Source organism: Leucobacter sp. L43, assembly GCF_016597785.1.
Classification (GTDB): Bacteria; Actinomycetota; Actinomycetes; order Actinomycetales; family Microbacteriaceae; genus Leucobacter; species Leucobacter alluvii.
Genome location: NZ_JAENJG010000002.1, coordinates 227,704 through 244,449 on the forward strand (window position 1 = coordinate 227,704; position 16,746 = coordinate 244,449).

The window sequence follows — 16,746 nt, forward strand, 5'->3', positions numbered from 1 at the left end:
GCGATGACGCGATCGGCGAGCCTGCTCATCGACAACATCGGCGAACTCACCACGAACGACGATGCCGGGGGCGGTCGCCTGCACGATGCCGCCGTGCTGATCGAGCGGGATCGCATCGCGTGGGTCGGCGCGGCAGCCGACGCCCCCGCGGCCGACGAGCGCGTCGATGCCGCTGGGCGCGCGGTGTTGCCGGGGTGGGTCGACTCGCACACCCATCTCGTCTTCGCCGGCGACCGCACCGCCGAGTTCGAGGCTCGGATGGCGGGCGAGGCCTACGCCGCCGGTGGCATCAACGTCACGGTCGAGGCGACGCGCGCCGCGACGGATGCCGCGCTCGAGGCGAACCTCGAGCGACTGGTGGCCGAGGCGCGGCGCGGCGGCACCACGACGATCGAGACGAAGACGGGGTACGGTCTCACCGTGCGCGACGAGCAGCGCGCGGCCGTCGTCGCGGGCAGGCACGTGGATGCCGTGACCTTCCTCGGCGCGCACGTGGTGCCCGCCGGCGCCGACCCCGAGGGGTACCTGGATCTCGTCACCGGGCCGATGCTCGACGCCGTCGCGCCCCACGTCAGCGCCGTTGACGTCTTCTGCGAGCGCGGCGCATTCGACGAGCTGGCGACGGAGCGGGTGCTCGCGGCCGCCGGGCGCGCAGGTCTCGCAACCCGCGTGCACGGCAATCAGCTCGGGCACGGACCGGGGGTGCGGCTCGCCGTCGGCGCTGGATCGCTCAGCGTCGATCACCTCGGGTTCCTCAGCGAGGAGGATGTCTCCGCGCTGGTCGATTCCTGGGCCGAGTGGAGTGGGGGATCGGGACGCCGCGGCACGGTTGCGACGGTGCTCCCCGCGTGCGACCTCTCCACGCGGATGCCGCTGGCGCCTGCGAGAGCGCTGCTCGACGCGGGGGCGGTGCTCGCGATCGCCTCGAACGCGAACCCCGGCACCTCGTACACCAGCTCCATGGCGTTCTGCGTCGCGACGGCGGTGCTGCAGATGGGGGTGACCGTGCAGGAGGCGGTGCGCGCCGCCACGCTGGGCGGAGCCATCGCGCTCGGCATGGACCGAGACGGCTGGCGGGATCCCAAAGGTGCGGAGCAGGGCGCGGTCGGCGTGGTCGCGCCCGGTGCGCGGGCCGACCTGCAGCTGCTCGACGCGCCGTCCGTCACCCATCTCGCCTACCGGCCGGGGATGCCGCTGGTGCAGGGTGTGTGGCGGGCCGGGCGACGCATTGTGTGAATCGGCATCAAGGCAGAGTCTTGAGGGGTCCAGAAGGACCTGCCTGACAGATGTTGCCGGTCAGTATCAATCGACGTCCCATTTTCGCTAGGCTGCGAATGTTCAAACACCGGGCGCATCGACACCGTAGTGATGCGCGTTTCCCGGGTAGTGAGAGGGAAAAAGATTGAAGAAGACGATGATGTCTGCGGCCGCTCTGATGGGCGCCGCACTGCTGTTCACCGGGTGCGCCACGAGTAGCACCAGCGGTTCGGGCGATGGCGGCGACGAGGGCGGTGACGCCATCATGATCGGCACGACCGACAAAGTCACGTCGCTCGATCCGGCCGGATCGTACGACAACGGATCGTTCGCGGTCATGAACCAGGTGTATCCGTTCCTGCTCAACAGCGAGTACGGCACCGCTGAGGTCACGCCGGACATCGCGGAGTCGGCCGAGTTCACCTCGCCCACCGAGTACACCGTGAAGCTCAAGAAGGGGCTGACATTCGCCAACGGCAACGACCTCACGTCGAGCGATGTGAAGTTCTCCTTCGACCGTCAGGTGGCGATCAACGACCCGAACGGCCCCGCGTCGCTGCTGGGCAACCTGGAAAGCGTCGAGGCTCCCGACGACACCACGGTCGTGTTCACGCTCAAGAACGGCGACGACCAGGTCTGGCCGCTGATCCTCTCGAGCCCCGCCGCACCGATCGTCGATGAAGACGTCTTCGCCGCCGATGCGCTCACCGGCGACGACGAGATCGTGTCGGGCAAAGCCTTCGCCGGCCAGTACGAGATCACCTCGTATAAGCTGAACGAGCTCATCGCGTACGCCCCGTTCGACGGCTACCAGGGCAACCTCGGCGAACCGGCGAACAGCGGCGTGAACGTCAAGTACTACGCCGATGCTTCGAATCTGAAGCTCGACATCGCGGGCGGGGCGATCGACGTCGCCTTCCGCTCGCTGTCGGCCACCGACAACGACGAACTGGCCAAGAACGACGACGTGAAGCTCGTCGAGGGCCCCGGCGGCGAGACCCGCTACATCGTGTTCAACTTCAACACGCAGCCCTACGGTGCGACCGCGCCCGACGCGGACCCGGCGAAGGCGATGGCCGTGCGCCAGGCCGCGGCCGACCTCGTCGACCGAGCGGCGATCGCGAAAGAGGTCTACAAAGACACGTACAGCCCGCTCTACTCGTTCGTGCCGGACGGCCTTCCGGGCGCGACCGAGCCGCTGAAGGAGATGTACGGCGACGGCGCCGGCGCACCCGACGCCGCGAAGGCCAAGCAGCGCCTCGAAGATGCGGGCGTCGAGACCCCGGTGCAACTCAGCCTGCAGTACAACGGGGATCACTACGGCCCGTCCTCCGGCGACGAGTACGCCATGGTGAAGACGCAGCTGGAGCAGGACGGACTCTTCGAGGTCGACCTGCAGCAGACGGAGTGGGTGCAGTACTCCAAGGATCGCACCGCCGACGTGTACCCGGCCTACCAGCTCGGCTGGTTCCCCGACTACTCGGATGCTGACAACTACCTCTCGCCGTTCTTCCTGAAGGAGAACTTCCTCGGCAACCACTACGACAACCCCGAGGTGAACGACCTGATCGTCGAGCAGCAGACGCAGACCGACGAGGGGAAGCGGATGGACGAGATCGGCAAGATCCAGGAACTCGTCGCGAACGATCTGTCGACGCTGCCGCTCCTGCAGGGCAAGCAGGTCGCCTACACGGGCACGGACGTCGAGGGCACCACGCTCGACGCATCGTTCAAGTTCCGGTACGCGCCGATCTCCAAGTAGCGCACGCCGTGGCAGCGGGCTCCACCCTCGGGTCGGGGCCCGCTGCCATGGACCGACGCGAACAGGCTCTCACATGACTGCTCCCGCACCTGTCGTCGCGGCGCGACGCGCCCCGACCGGAGGTGGGCTCGGACGCTACGTCCTGATCCGCCTCCTGCTCATCATCCCGACCGTGTTCATCCTCGTCACCGTCGTCTTCTTCCTCATGCGCCTCACCGGCGACCCCATCACGGCAGCCCTCGGCGGGCGGCTCCCTCCCGACCAGCTCGCCGAGCGAGTGCACGAGGCGGGATTCGACCGACCGCTCATCGTGCAGTACTTCGACTACCTCGGCGGCATCTTCCGCGGAGATTTCGGCACGTCGATCACGGACAACCGCCCCGTCATCGAGATCCTGTTCCAGTACGGCTCCGCCACGCTCGAACTCGTCTTCTACGCGCTGATCGTCGCGTTCGTCATCAGCATTCCGCTCGGGCTCATCGCCGCCTACCGGCGCGACCGCTGGCAGGACGCGGTGCTCCGCATCATGGCGATCCTCGCGTACGCGACGCCGATCTTCTTCGTCGGGCTGCTCCTCAAGCTCGTGTTCTCCGTCTGGCTCGGCTGGCTCCCGGTCGCGGGCCGCGCCGGCACGCGCACCGAGCTCGTCATGGGCGGCGTGGATGCGCCGACCGGCATCTACCTGCTCGATGCGCTCCGACTCGGCGACATGCAACTGGTCGGCGACGTGCTCTGGCACGCCGTGCTCCCCTCGGTCGCCCTGGGCCTGCTCACCGCCGGGGTGTTCCTGAGGCTCATCCGCACGAACGTCATCGGCACCTTCGGGCAGCAGTTCGTCACGAGCGGTCGTTCTCGCGGCGTGAGCGAGTACCGGCTCCTCACCAAGCACGCCTTCCGGCCCGCACTGATTCCGATCATCACGGTCATGGGCATGCAAGTCGCACTGCTGCTCGCGGGAGCCGTGCTGACCGAGACGACATTCGAATGGAAGGGGCTCGGGTTCATGCTCGCCGAGTACCTCAAAGCGCGCGATTTCGTGGCGGTGCAGGGCATCGTCGTGATGATCGCGGTCATCGTCGCCGTCACGAACTTCGTCGTCGACCTCGTCGCGGCCGCCGTCGACCCGAGGGTGAGGTACTGAACATGAGTATGCAAGATCTCCCCACGCCGTCGACTGCGACGCTCGCCGTCGCCGTCCCGCAGGGCCGACGAGTGCGCGACCGTCTGCCGGTGCTCACCCAACTGCGGCAGAGCGTCGGACTGCAGCGCGGCATGCTCGTCACCGGGCTCGCGCTCACGGCGCTGTTCGTGCTGCTGGCCCTCCTCGCCCCCCTGATCGCGCCGTACGGGTGGGCGCAGCAGTCGGTCGACGGCGTCGCGTTCGGCACCCAGCAGGCTCCGAATGCGACGAACCTGCTCGGCACCACGGTCTCGGGATTCGACGTGCTGTCGCGCGTGATCTGGGGCGCCCAGACCGCGCTGTTCGTCATCGCCGCCGCGATCCTGTGCTCGATCTTCCTCGGCATCGCGCTGGGTCTCGTCTCGGGGTACTTCGGCGGCTGGCTCGACCGCATCCTCGTCGTGCTCTGCGATGCCATCTACGCATTCCCGTCGCTGCTCCTCGCCATCGTCATGTCGATCGTGATCAGCCGCGGCCAGTCGACGCTGTTCGGCGGCATCCTCGCCACGGCGCTCTCCATCACGGTCGTGTTCGTGCCGCAGTACTTCCGCGTCATCCGCGCTGAAGTGGTGCGCGTGCGCTCCGAACCCTTCGTCGAGGCCGCACGCGTGATCGGCGTGCCGACCCGCCGCATTCTCGTGCGGCACGTGCTGCGCAACTCGGTGCGGTCGCTGCCCGTCGTCGTCACGCTCAACGCCTCCGAGGCGCTGCTGACGCTCGCCGGGCTCGGCTTCCTCGGCTTCGGCATCGAAGCCACCTCGGCAGCGGAGTGGGGGTACGACCTGAACCGCTCGGTCGCGGATGTCACGAGCGGCATCTGGTGGACGAGCGTCTTCCCCGGCGTCGCCATCGTGCTCGTGGTGCTCGGCATCACGCTCGTCGGTGAGAGCCTCAACGATCTGTCAGACCCGCGACTGCGTCAGCGCCGCCGGGCAAAGGGAGCATCATGAATCGCATCGCCGAGATCACCGACCTCCGGGTGCGGTTCGCGACCGACGGGGAACCGGTCGACGCGGTCAAGGGCATCAGCCTCTCGGCCAGCGCCGGCGAAGTGCTGGCGATCGTCGGCGAATCGGGGTCTGGCAAGACCGTGACCGCGAATGCGCTGCTCGGGCTGCTCCCGGAGACCGCGACGATGTCGGGCGCGGTGATCGTGCGGTCTCGCGCCGGTGACGAGACCGACGTCGTCCACGCCTCCCACGCCGCGATGCGCGATATGCGCGGGAACGCCGCGGCAATGGTGTTCCAGGAGCCCTCGACGGCGCTGAATCCGGTGTACACCGTCGGGTGGCAGATCGCCGAAGGGTTGCGCGCCCACGGCCGCATCGGCAAGAAGGCGGCGCGGGCGCAGGCCATCGACATTCTCCGCCGCGTCGGGATCCCCGATCCCGAGCGTCGGGTCGATGAGTACCCGCACCAGTTCTCCGGCGGGCAGAAGCAGCGCATCGTGATCGCCATGGCGCTCGTGCTCAACGCCGGCCTCATCGTCGCCGACGAGCCCACTACCGCGCTCGATGTCACGGTGCAGGCCGAGATCCTCGAACTGCTGCGCATCTGCCGCGATGAATTCGGTGCGACGATCGTGCTCATCACACACAACATGGGCGTCGTCGCCGACCTCGCCGATCGCGTCATCGTGATGTACCGCGGCGAGATCATCGAGGAAGCGCCGGTCGCCGAGCTCTTCAGCGCTCCGCAGGAGCAGTACACCCGCGACCTGCTTGCGGCCGTGCCGCACGTCGGCCACGGCAAATCGCTCACCCAGGCGCGCGAGGCGGGCGACGTCGTCGCCGAGTCCTCCGAACGCGACACCACCGGGCACCTCATCGTCGCCGAGAACGCCCAGATCGGGTACCCCTCCCGCTTCGGGCGGGGCGCCGTGGTCGCGGTGCACGGCGTCGACTTCTCCGTCGCACCCGGCGAAGTGGTGGGGCTCGTCGGCGAGTCGGGATCGGGCAAGACCACGATCGGCCGCGCCGTCGTCGGCCTGACGAAGGTCGTCGACGGGTCGCTGCGAGTGCTCGGCCACGAGATGCGCGATGTGCAGCAGCGATCGCTCGCGCCGCTGCGGCCCGACATCGGATTCGTGTTCCAGGATCCGGCGACGAGTTTCAATCCGCTGCTCTCGATCGCCGAGTGCATCGCCGAGCCGTTGATCGTGCACGGCCGGGCGTCGAGCCAATCCGCCGCGCGGGGTCGCGTCGACGAGCTGCTCGACGCGGTGCGCCTGCCCGCGAGCTTCGGCGATCGCTTCCCGCACGAGCTGTCGGGCGGGCAGCGCCAGCGGGCCTCGCTCGCCCGGGCGCTCGCGCTCGATCCGAAGCTGCTCATCGCCGACGAGCCCACCAGCGCCCTCGACGTCTCCGTGCAGGCGACGGTGCTCGAACTGTTCGTGCAGTTGCAGGCGGAGCTCGGGTTCGCGTCGCTCTTCATCAGCCACGATCTCGCCGTCATCGACGCGGTCTCCGATCGCATCATCGTGCTGCAGCAGGGGCGGATCATGGAGCAGGGAACGACGGCCCAGGTGCTGAGCCGCCCGCAGAATCAGTACACGCAGGAGCTCCTCGCCGCGATCCCGGTGCCCGATCCGGCGGAGCAGCGTCGCCGGCGCGAGGCCGCACGTGCCCGCAAGGTGCGTGCGTAACGCCAGCAGCAGGGCAAACAATCGTCGAGGCCGGGCCGTGCAGCACGCACGTACACCCGGCCTCGACTCAGTATTCGCGGGTCGTTCACGAAGAGACCCGCTAGAATAGTGCGTCGGCGTCTTTCGGCGCCACCGCGGGGCGATCCCGCTCCGTGGCCGGCATCCCGCCGCGCCGACGCTCACTCGTCTCGTTAGGACTCTACTACTTATGGCTCTCGCCACTCGCGATGACCTCCGCAACGTCGCCATCGTCGCACACGTCGACCATGGCAAGACCACCCTCGTCGACGCCATGCTGCGTCAGACCAACTCCTTCGACGCGCACACCGAGGTCGACGATCGGGTCATGGACTCGAACGACCTCGAGCGCGAGAAGGGCATCACCATTCTGGCCAAGAACACGGCCATCACCTACGAGGGCGAGCACGCCACCGGCGGGCCCATCATCATCAACGTCGTCGATACGCCCGGCCACGCCGACTTCGGCGGCGAGGTGGAGCGCGCGCTCTCGATGGTCGACGGCGTCGTACTCCTCGTCGACGCCTCCGAGGGCCCGCTGCCCCAGACGCGCTTCGTGCTGCGCAAGGCGCTCGAGTCGAAGCTCCCCGTGATCCTCGCGGTGAACAAGACCGACCGCCCCGACGCGCGCATCGAAGAGGTCGAGGGCGAGGCGCAGGACCTCCTGCTCGGTCTCGCATCCGACCTCTCGGAGGATCACCCGGACATCGACGTCGACGCCGTGCTCGACGTGCCGACCGTGTACCTCTCGGGTCGCGCCGGTGCCGCCTCGCACGAGCGTCCCGGCGACGGCGAACTGCCGAACAACCCGGATCTCGAGCCCCTCTTCCAGACGATCCTGGAGCGCGTGCCGGCGCCCCAGTTCGACGACACGTTCCCGCTGCAGGCGCACGTCACGAACCTCGACTCGTCGCCCTTCCTCGGCCGCATCGCGCTGCTGCGCGTGCACCACGGCTGGATCAAGAAGGGCGAGACCGTCGCCTGGGTGCGCCACGACGGCAATGTGCAGAACGTGCGCGTCACCGAGCTCATGCTCACGAAGGCGCTGACCCGTTTCCCGGCTGAGAAGGCTGGCCCCGGCGACATTGTCGCTATGGCCGGCATTCCCGAGATCACCATCGGCGAGACGATCGCCGACGCCGAAGACGTGCGCCCCCTGCCCGTCATCACAGTCGACGAGCCCGCGATCTCGATGACCATCGGCGCGAACACGTCGCCGCTCGTCGGCAAGGTGAAGGGCCACAAGCTCACCGCGCGCATGATCAAGGACCGCCTCGATCGCGAGCTCATCGGCAACGTGTCGCTGCGCGTGCTCGACGTCGGTCGTCCCGACGCGTGGGAGGTGCAGGGTCGTGGAGAGCTCGCACTCGCGATCCTCGTCGAGAACATGCGCCGCGAAGGCTTCGAGCTGACCGTCGGCAAGCCCCAGGTGGTCACCAAGGAGATCGACGGCAAGAAGCACGAGCCCTACGAGCACCTCACCATCGACACCCCTGAAGAGCACCTCGGTGCGATCACGCAGCTGCTCGCAGCGCGCAAGGGGCGCATGGAGAACATGGTGAACAACGGCACCGGCTGGGTGCGCATGGAGTTCATCGTTCCCGCCCGCGGTCTCATCGGCTTCCGCTCGGAGTTCATGACCATCACTCGCGGCACCGGCATCGCGAACGCGATCTCGCACGGCTACGGCGAATGGGCCGGAACCATCACGACCCGCAACAACGGGTCGATCGTCTCCGACCGCTCGGGTGTCGTGACGCCGTTCGCGATCATCAACCTCCAGGAGCGCATGAGCTTCTTCGTGCAGCCCACCGAAGAGGTCTACGAGGGCATGGTCATCGGCGAGAACTCGCGCTCCGAAGACATGGACGTGAACATCACCAAGGAGAAGAAGCTGACGAACATGCGTTCGGCTGCTGCGGACACCTTCGAATCGATGACGCCGCCCCGAAAGCTCACGCTGGAGGAGTGCCTGGAGTTCGCCCGCGAGGACGAGTGCGTCGAGGTGACGCCCGAGAACGTGCGCATTCGCAAGGTCGAACTCGCAGCGACCCTGCGTGCCCGCTCGGCATCGCGTCTCAAGAACCAGAAGTAGCACGGGTTCGCCCGGAGGGCCCCGACTCGCGCAGGTGCGCGGGCCGGGGCCCTCGTGCTGTTCGAGACGCTCGACGCGCTCCGAGGCCCGGTCGTAGGATCGGATCATGTCGATCATTCACCGCACCACCCTGAGCCCGTCCAAGTACGATCTGCTCGCAGCGTGGCTGCCGGCGCAGCCGTGGTTCGCGGGCGATGTCGCACGACTCGCGCCCGTCGGCGCCTACCGCTTCGACGATCCCGAAGGCGAGGTCGGCCTCGAGGGTCACGTGTTCACCGCGGGTGACGAAGTCGTGTACCACGTGCCGCTCGCCTACCGCGGGGCCGCGCTGGACGACGGTGACGACTTCGTCGTCGGCACCATGGAGCACGGGGTGCTCGGCAGGCGCTGGGCGTACGACGCGATTGGCGATCCGGTCTTCCGCGCGGTGCTCTCCGGCGCGATCGTGCGCGGCGAGCACGGCAGTCGCGAGTTCACGCAGGATGCCGAGGGAAACTCGGCCGAGCGCGAACCCTCGGTGCGGGTGCGGGGCACCGGAACCGCGGGCGAACCCGTGCCCGACCTCGCAGCGGTGCGGGTGCTCTCGGAGGGGGCGGCGACGATCGCCGAGACGGAGTTCGCTCGGCTCGCCGTGCACCGCGCGGTCGCGGTCGACGCCGGGGACGATCCCGTGGGCACGCTGAGCCTCCGAGGCGAGTGGCCGGGCGCGGTCGACGCGCTCCTGGCGTCGCTCACCGTCTGACGCCGCTGCACCGCTCCACCGCACGCCCACCGCTCCGCCGCACGCCCACTTCTCCACCGCCCACCCACTTCTGGGAGCGGGGTCACTCTTCGTGCGTGTTGCCATCGCGACACCCACGAAGAGTGACCCCGCTCGCAGAGGGGAGGGAGGGGCGACACGTCCGGAGCGCCCCCGTTTTCGTGATTCGCAGGGAAACCGCTAGAGTATTCCTTGCGTGAAACACGCAATCGGGATGTGGCGCAGCTTGGTAGCGCACGTCGTTCGGGACGACGGGGTCGCAGGTTCAAATCCTGTCATCCCGACGGAAACGGCCCGGAACTGCGTTGAGAAATCAACGGGGTTCCGGGCCGTTGTCGTATGCTGAGGCCCATCGGTGCAGCGGCGGGAGGAGCGCACATGGAGCACGCAGACCGCGTTCGGGCGCTGCTCGTCTCCGAGCAGGATCGCATCGGCGCGCGCGTGTCGAAGCTGGAGCACGACATCGCCGCGTTGACGAGCGCTCGACGAAGCGCGGTGGACGACGACGAGCACGATCCCGACGGCGAGCCGTTGTCGGCGAGATGGTCGCTGCTCGCCGGGCTGCTCGACTCCGCTCGCGACGACGCCCGACAAGCCGCGGACGCGCTGCGGCGGCTCGACGCTGGCACGTACGGCGTGTGCGCGCAGTGCGGAGAGCTGATTCCCGTCGGTCAGCTCGAGGTGCGCCCGTTTCGCGAGCGCTGCGTCGCCTGCACACCCTAGGGCTGCGAATCAGCGTGCTGGTGCCGCTGCTGTCGAGGCGGGCGCACCGAGTCGCCCGCGCAGCACCGATCGCGGCATCCAGCGGGCCCTGGCGCGGCGCGCGGGGCCGGCCCCGTCGCGCAGCGCCGCGATGGTCGCGTCGAGATCGCGTTCCATATCGGAGCGGCGGTCGGATTCACGACCGGAGTCATCCGCGTCATCCGCGTCATCCGCGTCATCCGAGTCATCCGAGACATCCGAGACGTCAGAGACATCCGCGCCGTCGCTCGGGGTTTCGCCTCTGGGAGAACCCGCGCCATAGCGCTCGGCCGACATCGCTGCGGCGATCCTGCGCGCCGCGAGAGCCGGCGCTCCGGTGAGTACCCCCGCGCGCTCCCAGTGCTCGAGCAGAGCGTCCGAGGTCTGCGCGCGCGGGGCAGCAGCCCCGTCGAACGCGTCGAAGCCGAGATCGGAGGCCGTATCGCGCAGCTCCTCCCATGCAGCTGACGCCGGAGCAGAGGCGCTGCGCATCGCGCGCACTCGGCGTCGTCTGCGCCGGCCCCGCCGAGCGGCGGGAACGCTCAGTGCCGCACCGAGGAGCAGCAATGCTCCGGCTGCGGTCGCGAGCATGCTCGGCAGCGTCGCCGGCGCCGCAGGGCTGCTGTCGGTTTCGGCGCCAGCTGCGGTCGCCTCCGCGGGAGCATCCGGGGCATCCTCGGTCGGTTGGGCGAGATCGGTCGGCTGCTCCGCCGGTGCGGAGGTCGGGTCCGGCGCGTCACTCGGATCAGCGCCCGACGCCCCGTCTCCGTCGGCCAGTGCCCCCGCTCCGCCCGGTGTCGGTTCGAAGGCCACCCAACCGAGGTCATCGACGTAGATCTCCGGCCAGGCATGCAGTTCGCGCCCCAGCACGACCGTCGTCTCGTCGGCCTCCGCGCGGCTCGCGTACCCCACGGCCACGCGGGTCGGTACGCCGAGCTCTCGAGCCATGACGGCGAAGGTCGCGGCGTAGTGCACGCAGAAGCCCTGTCGCGTCTCCAGAAACTCCGTCATGACGGCATAGGGATCGTCGGGGTCGGCGCCGGGCTGATACGGCGCGGCCTCGTCGTAGCTGAACGCTCCACTGCGGAACCAGTCCTGAAGCGCCCGGCCGACCGCGATCCGGCTCGTTCGCCCGGCGGCCACATCAGCGGCCGCCGAGGACACCGCATCGGGAATCCCATCGGGAAGCGCGAGGTAGGGGGTGATCGGTGCGCCGGCCTCCGGGTCCCGGATCAAGGCGGTTGCGCTCTCCGGCAACGAGGCGAGCCCGTCCGCCGGCAACTGGCCCGCGTCGAGGGGAGCGGCCTCGGCGGTGTAGCGGTACCCGCGCCGGGTGATATCGCGTTCGGTCTGCGCCGTGTTGGACGCCGCCGACCACCACCACCGCTCGGCCTGGAACTCGTCTCCGTCACGGCTCGGATGCACGACGGTGGTGGATTGCGGCAGCGGGAGCCACGAGCTCAGCAGCCCGTCGATGGTGATGGTCACCGTGCGCGCGGGCGCGGGCGGTGCCGAATCCGTAGCGGTCGGCGGCAGCTGCGCCGGTGACCGCTCCTGGCTCACGTCGGCGCGATTCGCCGCGAGTTCCTGCTGGGGCTGCCACTGCCCGCCGTCGAACTCTGCGAGCGTCGCGAGCGTGAACCGCAGCGGCCCAGGCGCCGAGCTCGTGAAACTGAACGCTGGGGCGCTGCTGCGCTCCTGGAGATCCTCCGCCAGCGCGAGCGTCACGTCGGGAACCGTTCGCGACACGGGTGAGGGGAAGAGCGAGTCGTTCCACACGCGGTCCTGCGTCGCGGGGGTGATGGCCATCGCGCCGACGGCGAGCGCTCCCGCGAGGAGGCCGGCTCCGATGCCGTGCCACCTCGGTGATCCAGAGCCGACCCACGCGAGGAGGCCCAGCATCAGGAGCGACGCGCTCCACGCGGTGATGCCGATCGAGACTCCGGTGACGGCTGCAGGGACGAGGAGCACGAGTGCGACGAGTGCTCCGGCGAGCAGCGGAGATTCGGTCAGTACGAGCAGCAGGGTCGTCGCCCCTGCGACGAGCAGCACGGTCGCGAGGAGCAGCTCGGTCAGCGGTCCGGAAACGACGAGCGGCGCCGAACCTCCGACGATGCGCACCTGCACCTGCTCGAAGACCGCGGCAGGTTCGATCCACCAGTCGACGGCCCGGCCGCTGGTGACGAGGAGCGCGGCCCATACTCCAAGGCCGGCTGCGAAGCCGGTCATGCCGGCCAGAGCGCCGCGCTTCGGCCGCCCGGCCCGCACGGCGCAGGCGGCCGCGATGGTCGCTCCGATGATGCCGACGGCGGACGGCCACCAGGATCCCCAGACGAACACGCGGGTGAGCGCCGACAGCGCTACGATCCAGAGCAGCAGCAGCAGGCCTCCGGCGATCCACAACCGAGGCGGCGACATGCGATCGTCTGCCGCGACCGTGCCAGGCGGGGCCGCACTCCGCCCGGTTGCGGCCGGCCCGCGGCGCGTGCGCCGCAGCGCACTCATGACGGCTCCCGCACCGGAAGCGCTCGCCAGGCGCCGGGCAGCGCGCCCTGCGCGGCCCCCACTGTGATGAGCGTGCCGCCGGCCGCAGACATCTCGAGAGCGCGCATGAGCCGGCGGTGCACGATCCCGGTGACCACGATCCCGGGGAGCAGCTCCGCCGTCGCCTCGTCTGCGCCGTCGTCGGCCTCGCACCGTGCTGCTGCGAGCGTTCGCAGCAGCACGTCGACGTCTCCGCTGATCGCGGCAGGCTGCCCCGCGCACCGCACCTCGACGACGTGGCCGGAACGCGCCCAGTGGATGACGATCGCGGCGGCAGCCGAGACGGCGACCTCGAACTCTGCATCCGATCGGTAGGCGTCGGCGTCGCAGTCGACGCGGAGCGCCCGCTCGGAGCGTGTCGCAGGCTCGGGGAGGTTCACGAGCCACTCGCCCTGCCTGGCGCTCTGCTTCCAGTTGATCTGCCGGGAGGCGTCACCACGACGGTACTCGCGGAGCGCGCCTCCGCCGATGCCCCCGTCGCCGATGCCGTTCGCCGCGGTTCCCGCATCACCGCCGAACGACGCGGTCACCTCGGCTTCGAGCAGCTCGGGGAGCCCCGGGAGGGCGCGGGGCAGGACGGTCGCCGGGGCGACGGCGTGCGTCTGCGCGTCGAATCGCACGAGGCCCAGGGGGTCCACGATGCCGACGGCGGTCACGCGCACCTCCTGCGGCCCTCGCGCGCTCGCGTGCCAGTCGAAGACGCCGGCGGCATCGGATCCTCGCACCCACCGCAGTGGCACGGAAGCCTGCCGGCCGGCCGCATCCCACACGAGGCGACCCGACGCCGTCCACGGCAGCCGGTGGGAGACGGTGGCCGTGCACACCACGATCGAGCCGACGAACGGTGCGGGCTCGTCGAGTCGAACCCGCACGTCGAAGCGAGCGAGCAGACCGCTGACCAGGGCGCAGGCGAGTGCGACGACGACGAGTGCTGCGAGCAACCAGGCGAGGTACCAGACATCGCGCAGGCCGATCGCGTACCAGCTCGCCCCGAGCAGACCAGCGCCGAGTGCGCACCCCCAGCCGCGAGGCGTCAGCGTTGCCGACCAGCCCGGGGATTCCGCGCGGCTGTCGCGCATCACCGGAGCGGGGTTCGAGCGACGATCTCCTCGACGATCTCGGTCGCGGCCCGTGCGGCCTCGTCGGCGCGGGCGAACCTGCCGCGCGGCACGAGGCGGTGCGAGAGCACCGTCGTCGCGAGGGCGGCGACATCGTCGGGTGACACGAAGTCGCGCCCGAGCACGGCTGCCCTCGCCCGGCTCATCCGGCTCAGGTGCACGGAGGCGCGCGGGCTGGCGCCGAGCGCGACGCCGCCGTGGCCGCGCGTCGCATTGATGAGGTCGACGATGTAGGCTCCGACCTCCGCGGAGAGGTGCACGCTGGCGACCGCGCGCTGCGCGGCTCGCACCTCCTCCACCGATGCGATGGCCGGGACGACGTCGCGGCGATCCTGATCCGACTTCGCGAGCAGCATGCGCAGCTCGGACGCGGGATCGGGGTACCCGAGCGAGATGCGCGTCATGAAACGGTCGCGTTGCGCCTCCGGGAGCGCGAAGGTCCCCTCCATGTCCTGCGGGTTCTGCGTCGCGACGACGACGAAGAGGTCGGGGAGGCGGTGGGTGCTGCCGTCGACCGTCACCGACCGCTCCTCCATGGCTTCGAGCAGCGCGGACTGCGTTTTCGGCGTGGCCCGGTTCACCTCGTCGCCGATCACGATGTTCGCGAAGATCGGCCCGGGGTGGAACTGGAAGCGACGGCTCTCCTGGTCGTACACCGAGAGGCCGGTCACGTCGGTCGGGAGCATGTCCGATGTGAACTGGATGCGGCGCGCATCGGCGCTGATGGATCGTGCGAGGGCCGTCGCGAGCGTCGTCTTGCCCACTCCCGGAACGTCTTCGAGGAGGAGGTGGCCGCCCGCGAAAACGGTGGTGACCACCGTCTCGATCACCCCTCGCTGACCTTGGATGACCTGCGCGAGCGTATCGCCGATGCGCTGCGCGAGTACGCTCGGAGGCACTGCCTGGGCGGGTGCGGCCGGGACCGGCTCGTGCGACAGTTCGGTCATCGACATGGCGGCCGCCCCTCTTCAGTCCAGTGACAGGCAGCTTGCCACACCACCCCGGGAATTGCCGGGTTGCGCGCACTTCGGCTCGCGGGCAGCGGGAGCCGGGGGAGCGGCCTAGACGCTGCCGCCGAGTTCTCCGGTCAATCGTTCGTGCATGGTGCGGCTGTCTGGGTTCATGCCGACGAACTCGACGGCCGCCCCGTACTGCGCGTACTTGGTCTCGATCGCGTCGAGCGCGGCGACCGTCGACGCATCCCAGACATGCGCTGCGGTCAGGTCGATGACGACGCGCGGGGGGTCACTGTGGTACTCGAAGAGCGTGGTCAGATCGTTGCTCGACGCGAAGAAGAGCTCGCCCGTGACGGTGTAGTGCGCGATCGCGCCGGCGACACCGTGCTCGTCGCGCAGCTCGCGGCGCACGTCGACCACGCGCGCGACCCTGCGGGCGAAGAGCACCGAGGCGATCAGTACGCCGCCGATCACGCCGATCGCGAGGTTGTGCGTCGCCACCACCAGCGCGACGGTCGCGACCATGACGAGCGTTTCGCTGCGCGGGAGACGGCGCAGCGTGGCCGGCGCGATCGAGTGCCAGTCGAACGCGCCGATCGAGACCATGATCATGACGGCGACGAGCGCGGCCATCGGAATCAGCGCGACGATGTCGCCGAGCGCCACGATCAGCACGAGCAGGAAGACGCCGGCGAGGAACGTCGAGATGCGGGTGCGCGCGCCCGATGCCTTGACGTTGATCATCGTCTGCCCGATGACGGCGCAGCCGCCCATGCCGCCGAAGATGCCCGACATCATGTTCGCGACTCCCTGGCCCCAGCTCTCGCGCGTCTTGTTCGAGTGGGTATCGGTGATCTCGTCCACGAGCTTCGCCGTCATCAGAGACTCCATCAGCCCGACCAGCGCCATCGCGCACGCGAACGGGGCGATGATGGTGAAGGTCTCCCACGTCAGCGGAACGTCCGGGATGAAGAGCTCGGGGAGACTCCGCGGCAGTTCGCCCTGGTCGCCGACGGTCGGGACGGCGATGCGCGCGGAGACGACGACGACGGTGACGGCGATGACCGCGATCAGCGGCGCCGGCACGACCTTCGTGATCCTCGGGAAGACGACGAGGATCGCGATGCCGAGCACGACGAGCGGGTAGACGAGCCACGGCACGCCGATGAGGTGGGGCAGCTGCGACATGAAGACGAGGATCGCCAGAGCGTTCACGAACCCCACCATCACGCTGCGGGGAATGAAGCGCATGAGCTTCGCGACGCCGCAGGCGGCGAGCACGATCTGGAAGACACCGGCGAGGATGACCGTCGCGATGAACATGTCCATGCCGTAGGTGGGAGCCACCGGAGCGATCACGAGCGCCACGGCCCCGGTCGCTGCGGTGACCATCGCCGGCCGGCCGCCCACGAAGGCGATGGTGATGGCCATGATGAACGAGGAGAAGAGGCCGACCTTCGGGTCGACGCCGGCGATGACCGAGAAAGCGATCGCCTCGGGGATCAGGGCGAGAGCGACGACCAACCCGGCGAGGGCCTCCCGCGTCAGCAGGCGCGGCGACCGCAGTGCGGTGAGCACCGAGGGATCGGCGCGGTATCGGACGCGGTCGTCAGTCACTGAGCGGTTCACCCGACCACTGTAATGCCCCGCGGGGTCGGCGGTTTCCATGCC

General features: G+C 69.4%; 12 protein-coding genes and 1 tRNA gene. 9 read left to right on the forward strand and 4 right to left on the reverse strand.

The window, feature by feature from the left end:
* Window positions 1–3: 3 nt before the first annotated feature.
* From JE033_RS10305 to JE033_RS10345, 9 genes are all read left to right on the forward strand, one after another.
* A complete protein-coding gene (locus JE033_RS10305) occupies window positions 4–1,236 on the forward strand; it encodes an amidohydrolase family protein (protein WP_200331405.1) in 1,233 nt (410 codons plus the stop codon).
* A 181-nt stretch (window positions 1,237–1,417) separates the two neighbouring features.
* Window positions 1,418–3,019 (forward strand): ABC transporter substrate-binding protein, encoded by a 1,602-nt coding sequence (locus tag JE033_RS10310; protein WP_200331406.1) that lies wholly within the window; start codon window positions 1,418–1,420, stop codon window positions 3,017–3,019.
* A gap of 73 nt (window positions 3,020–3,092) precedes the next feature.
* The gene (locus JE033_RS10315; RefSeq protein WP_200331407.1) at window positions 3,093–4,160 is read left to right on the forward strand and encodes an ABC transporter permease; all 1,068 of its coding nucleotides are present in this window, start codon (window positions 3,093–3,095) and stop codon (window positions 4,158–4,160) included.
* A gap of 2 nt (window positions 4,161–4,162) precedes the next feature.
* Window positions 4,163–5,149, forward strand: a complete 987-nt coding sequence (locus JE033_RS10320; protein WP_090150777.1) for an ABC transporter permease — start codon at window positions 4,163–4,165, stop codon at window positions 5,147–5,149.
* Entirely contained in the window at window positions 5,146–6,843 is a 1,698-nt protein-coding gene (locus JE033_RS10325) for an ABC transporter ATP-binding protein (RefSeq protein WP_090150774.1), read from the forward strand. Before JE033_RS10320 ends, JE033_RS10325 begins: the two co-directional genes overlap by 4 nt.
* Window positions 6,844–7,051: 208 nt before the next feature.
* Entirely contained in the window at window positions 7,052–8,956 is a 1,905-nt protein-coding gene (gene typA / locus JE033_RS10330; protein ID WP_090150771.1) for a translational GTPase TypA, read from the forward strand.
* 106 nt (window positions 8,957–9,062) lie between these two features.
* Window positions 9,063–9,698 carry a hypothetical protein gene (locus JE033_RS10335; protein ID WP_200331408.1) on the forward strand — a complete coding sequence of 212 codons (636 nt, stop codon included), beginning with the start codon at window positions 9,063–9,065 and terminating at the stop codon, window positions 9,696–9,698.
* A 228-nt stretch (window positions 9,699–9,926) separates the two neighbouring features.
* A tRNA-Pro gene (locus JE033_RS10340) sits at window positions 9,927–10,000 on the forward strand.
* Between the two features lie 94 nt (window positions 10,001–10,094).
* Entirely contained in the window at window positions 10,095–10,439 is a 345-nt protein-coding gene (locus tag JE033_RS10345; RefSeq protein WP_200331409.1) for a TraR/DksA C4-type zinc finger protein, read from the forward strand.
* A 9-nt stretch (window positions 10,440–10,448) separates the two neighbouring features.
* On the opposite strand, the gene JE033_RS10350 is transcribed toward JE033_RS10345, so the two are convergent.
* The 4 genes from JE033_RS10350 to JE033_RS10365 all read right to left on the reverse strand — a co-directional run bounded on the left by JE033_RS10350 (window position 10,449) and on the right by JE033_RS10365 (window position 16,704).
* Window positions 10,449–12,962, reverse strand: coding sequence for a DUF3488 and transglutaminase-like domain-containing protein (locus tag JE033_RS10350; protein WP_200331410.1), 2,514 nt, complete (start codon window positions 12,960–12,962; stop codon window positions 10,449–10,451).
* A complete protein-coding gene (locus JE033_RS10355; RefSeq protein ID WP_200331411.1) occupies window positions 12,959–14,080 on the reverse strand; it encodes a DUF58 domain-containing protein in 1,122 nt (373 codons plus the stop codon). Before JE033_RS10355 ends, JE033_RS10350 begins: the two co-directional genes overlap by 4 nt.
* Window positions 14,080–15,072 carry a MoxR family ATPase gene (locus JE033_RS10360; RefSeq protein ID WP_200331412.1) on the reverse strand — a complete coding sequence of 331 codons (993 nt, stop codon included), beginning with the start codon at window positions 15,070–15,072 and terminating at the stop codon, window positions 14,080–14,082. Before JE033_RS10360 ends, JE033_RS10355 begins: the two co-directional genes overlap by 1 nt.
* Before the next feature lie 108 nt (window positions 15,073–15,180).
* Window positions 15,181–16,704, reverse strand: a complete 1,524-nt coding sequence (locus JE033_RS10365; protein WP_090150752.1) for a SulP family inorganic anion transporter — start codon at window positions 16,702–16,704, stop codon at window positions 15,181–15,183.
* Window positions 16,705–16,746: the final 42 nt, after the last annotated feature.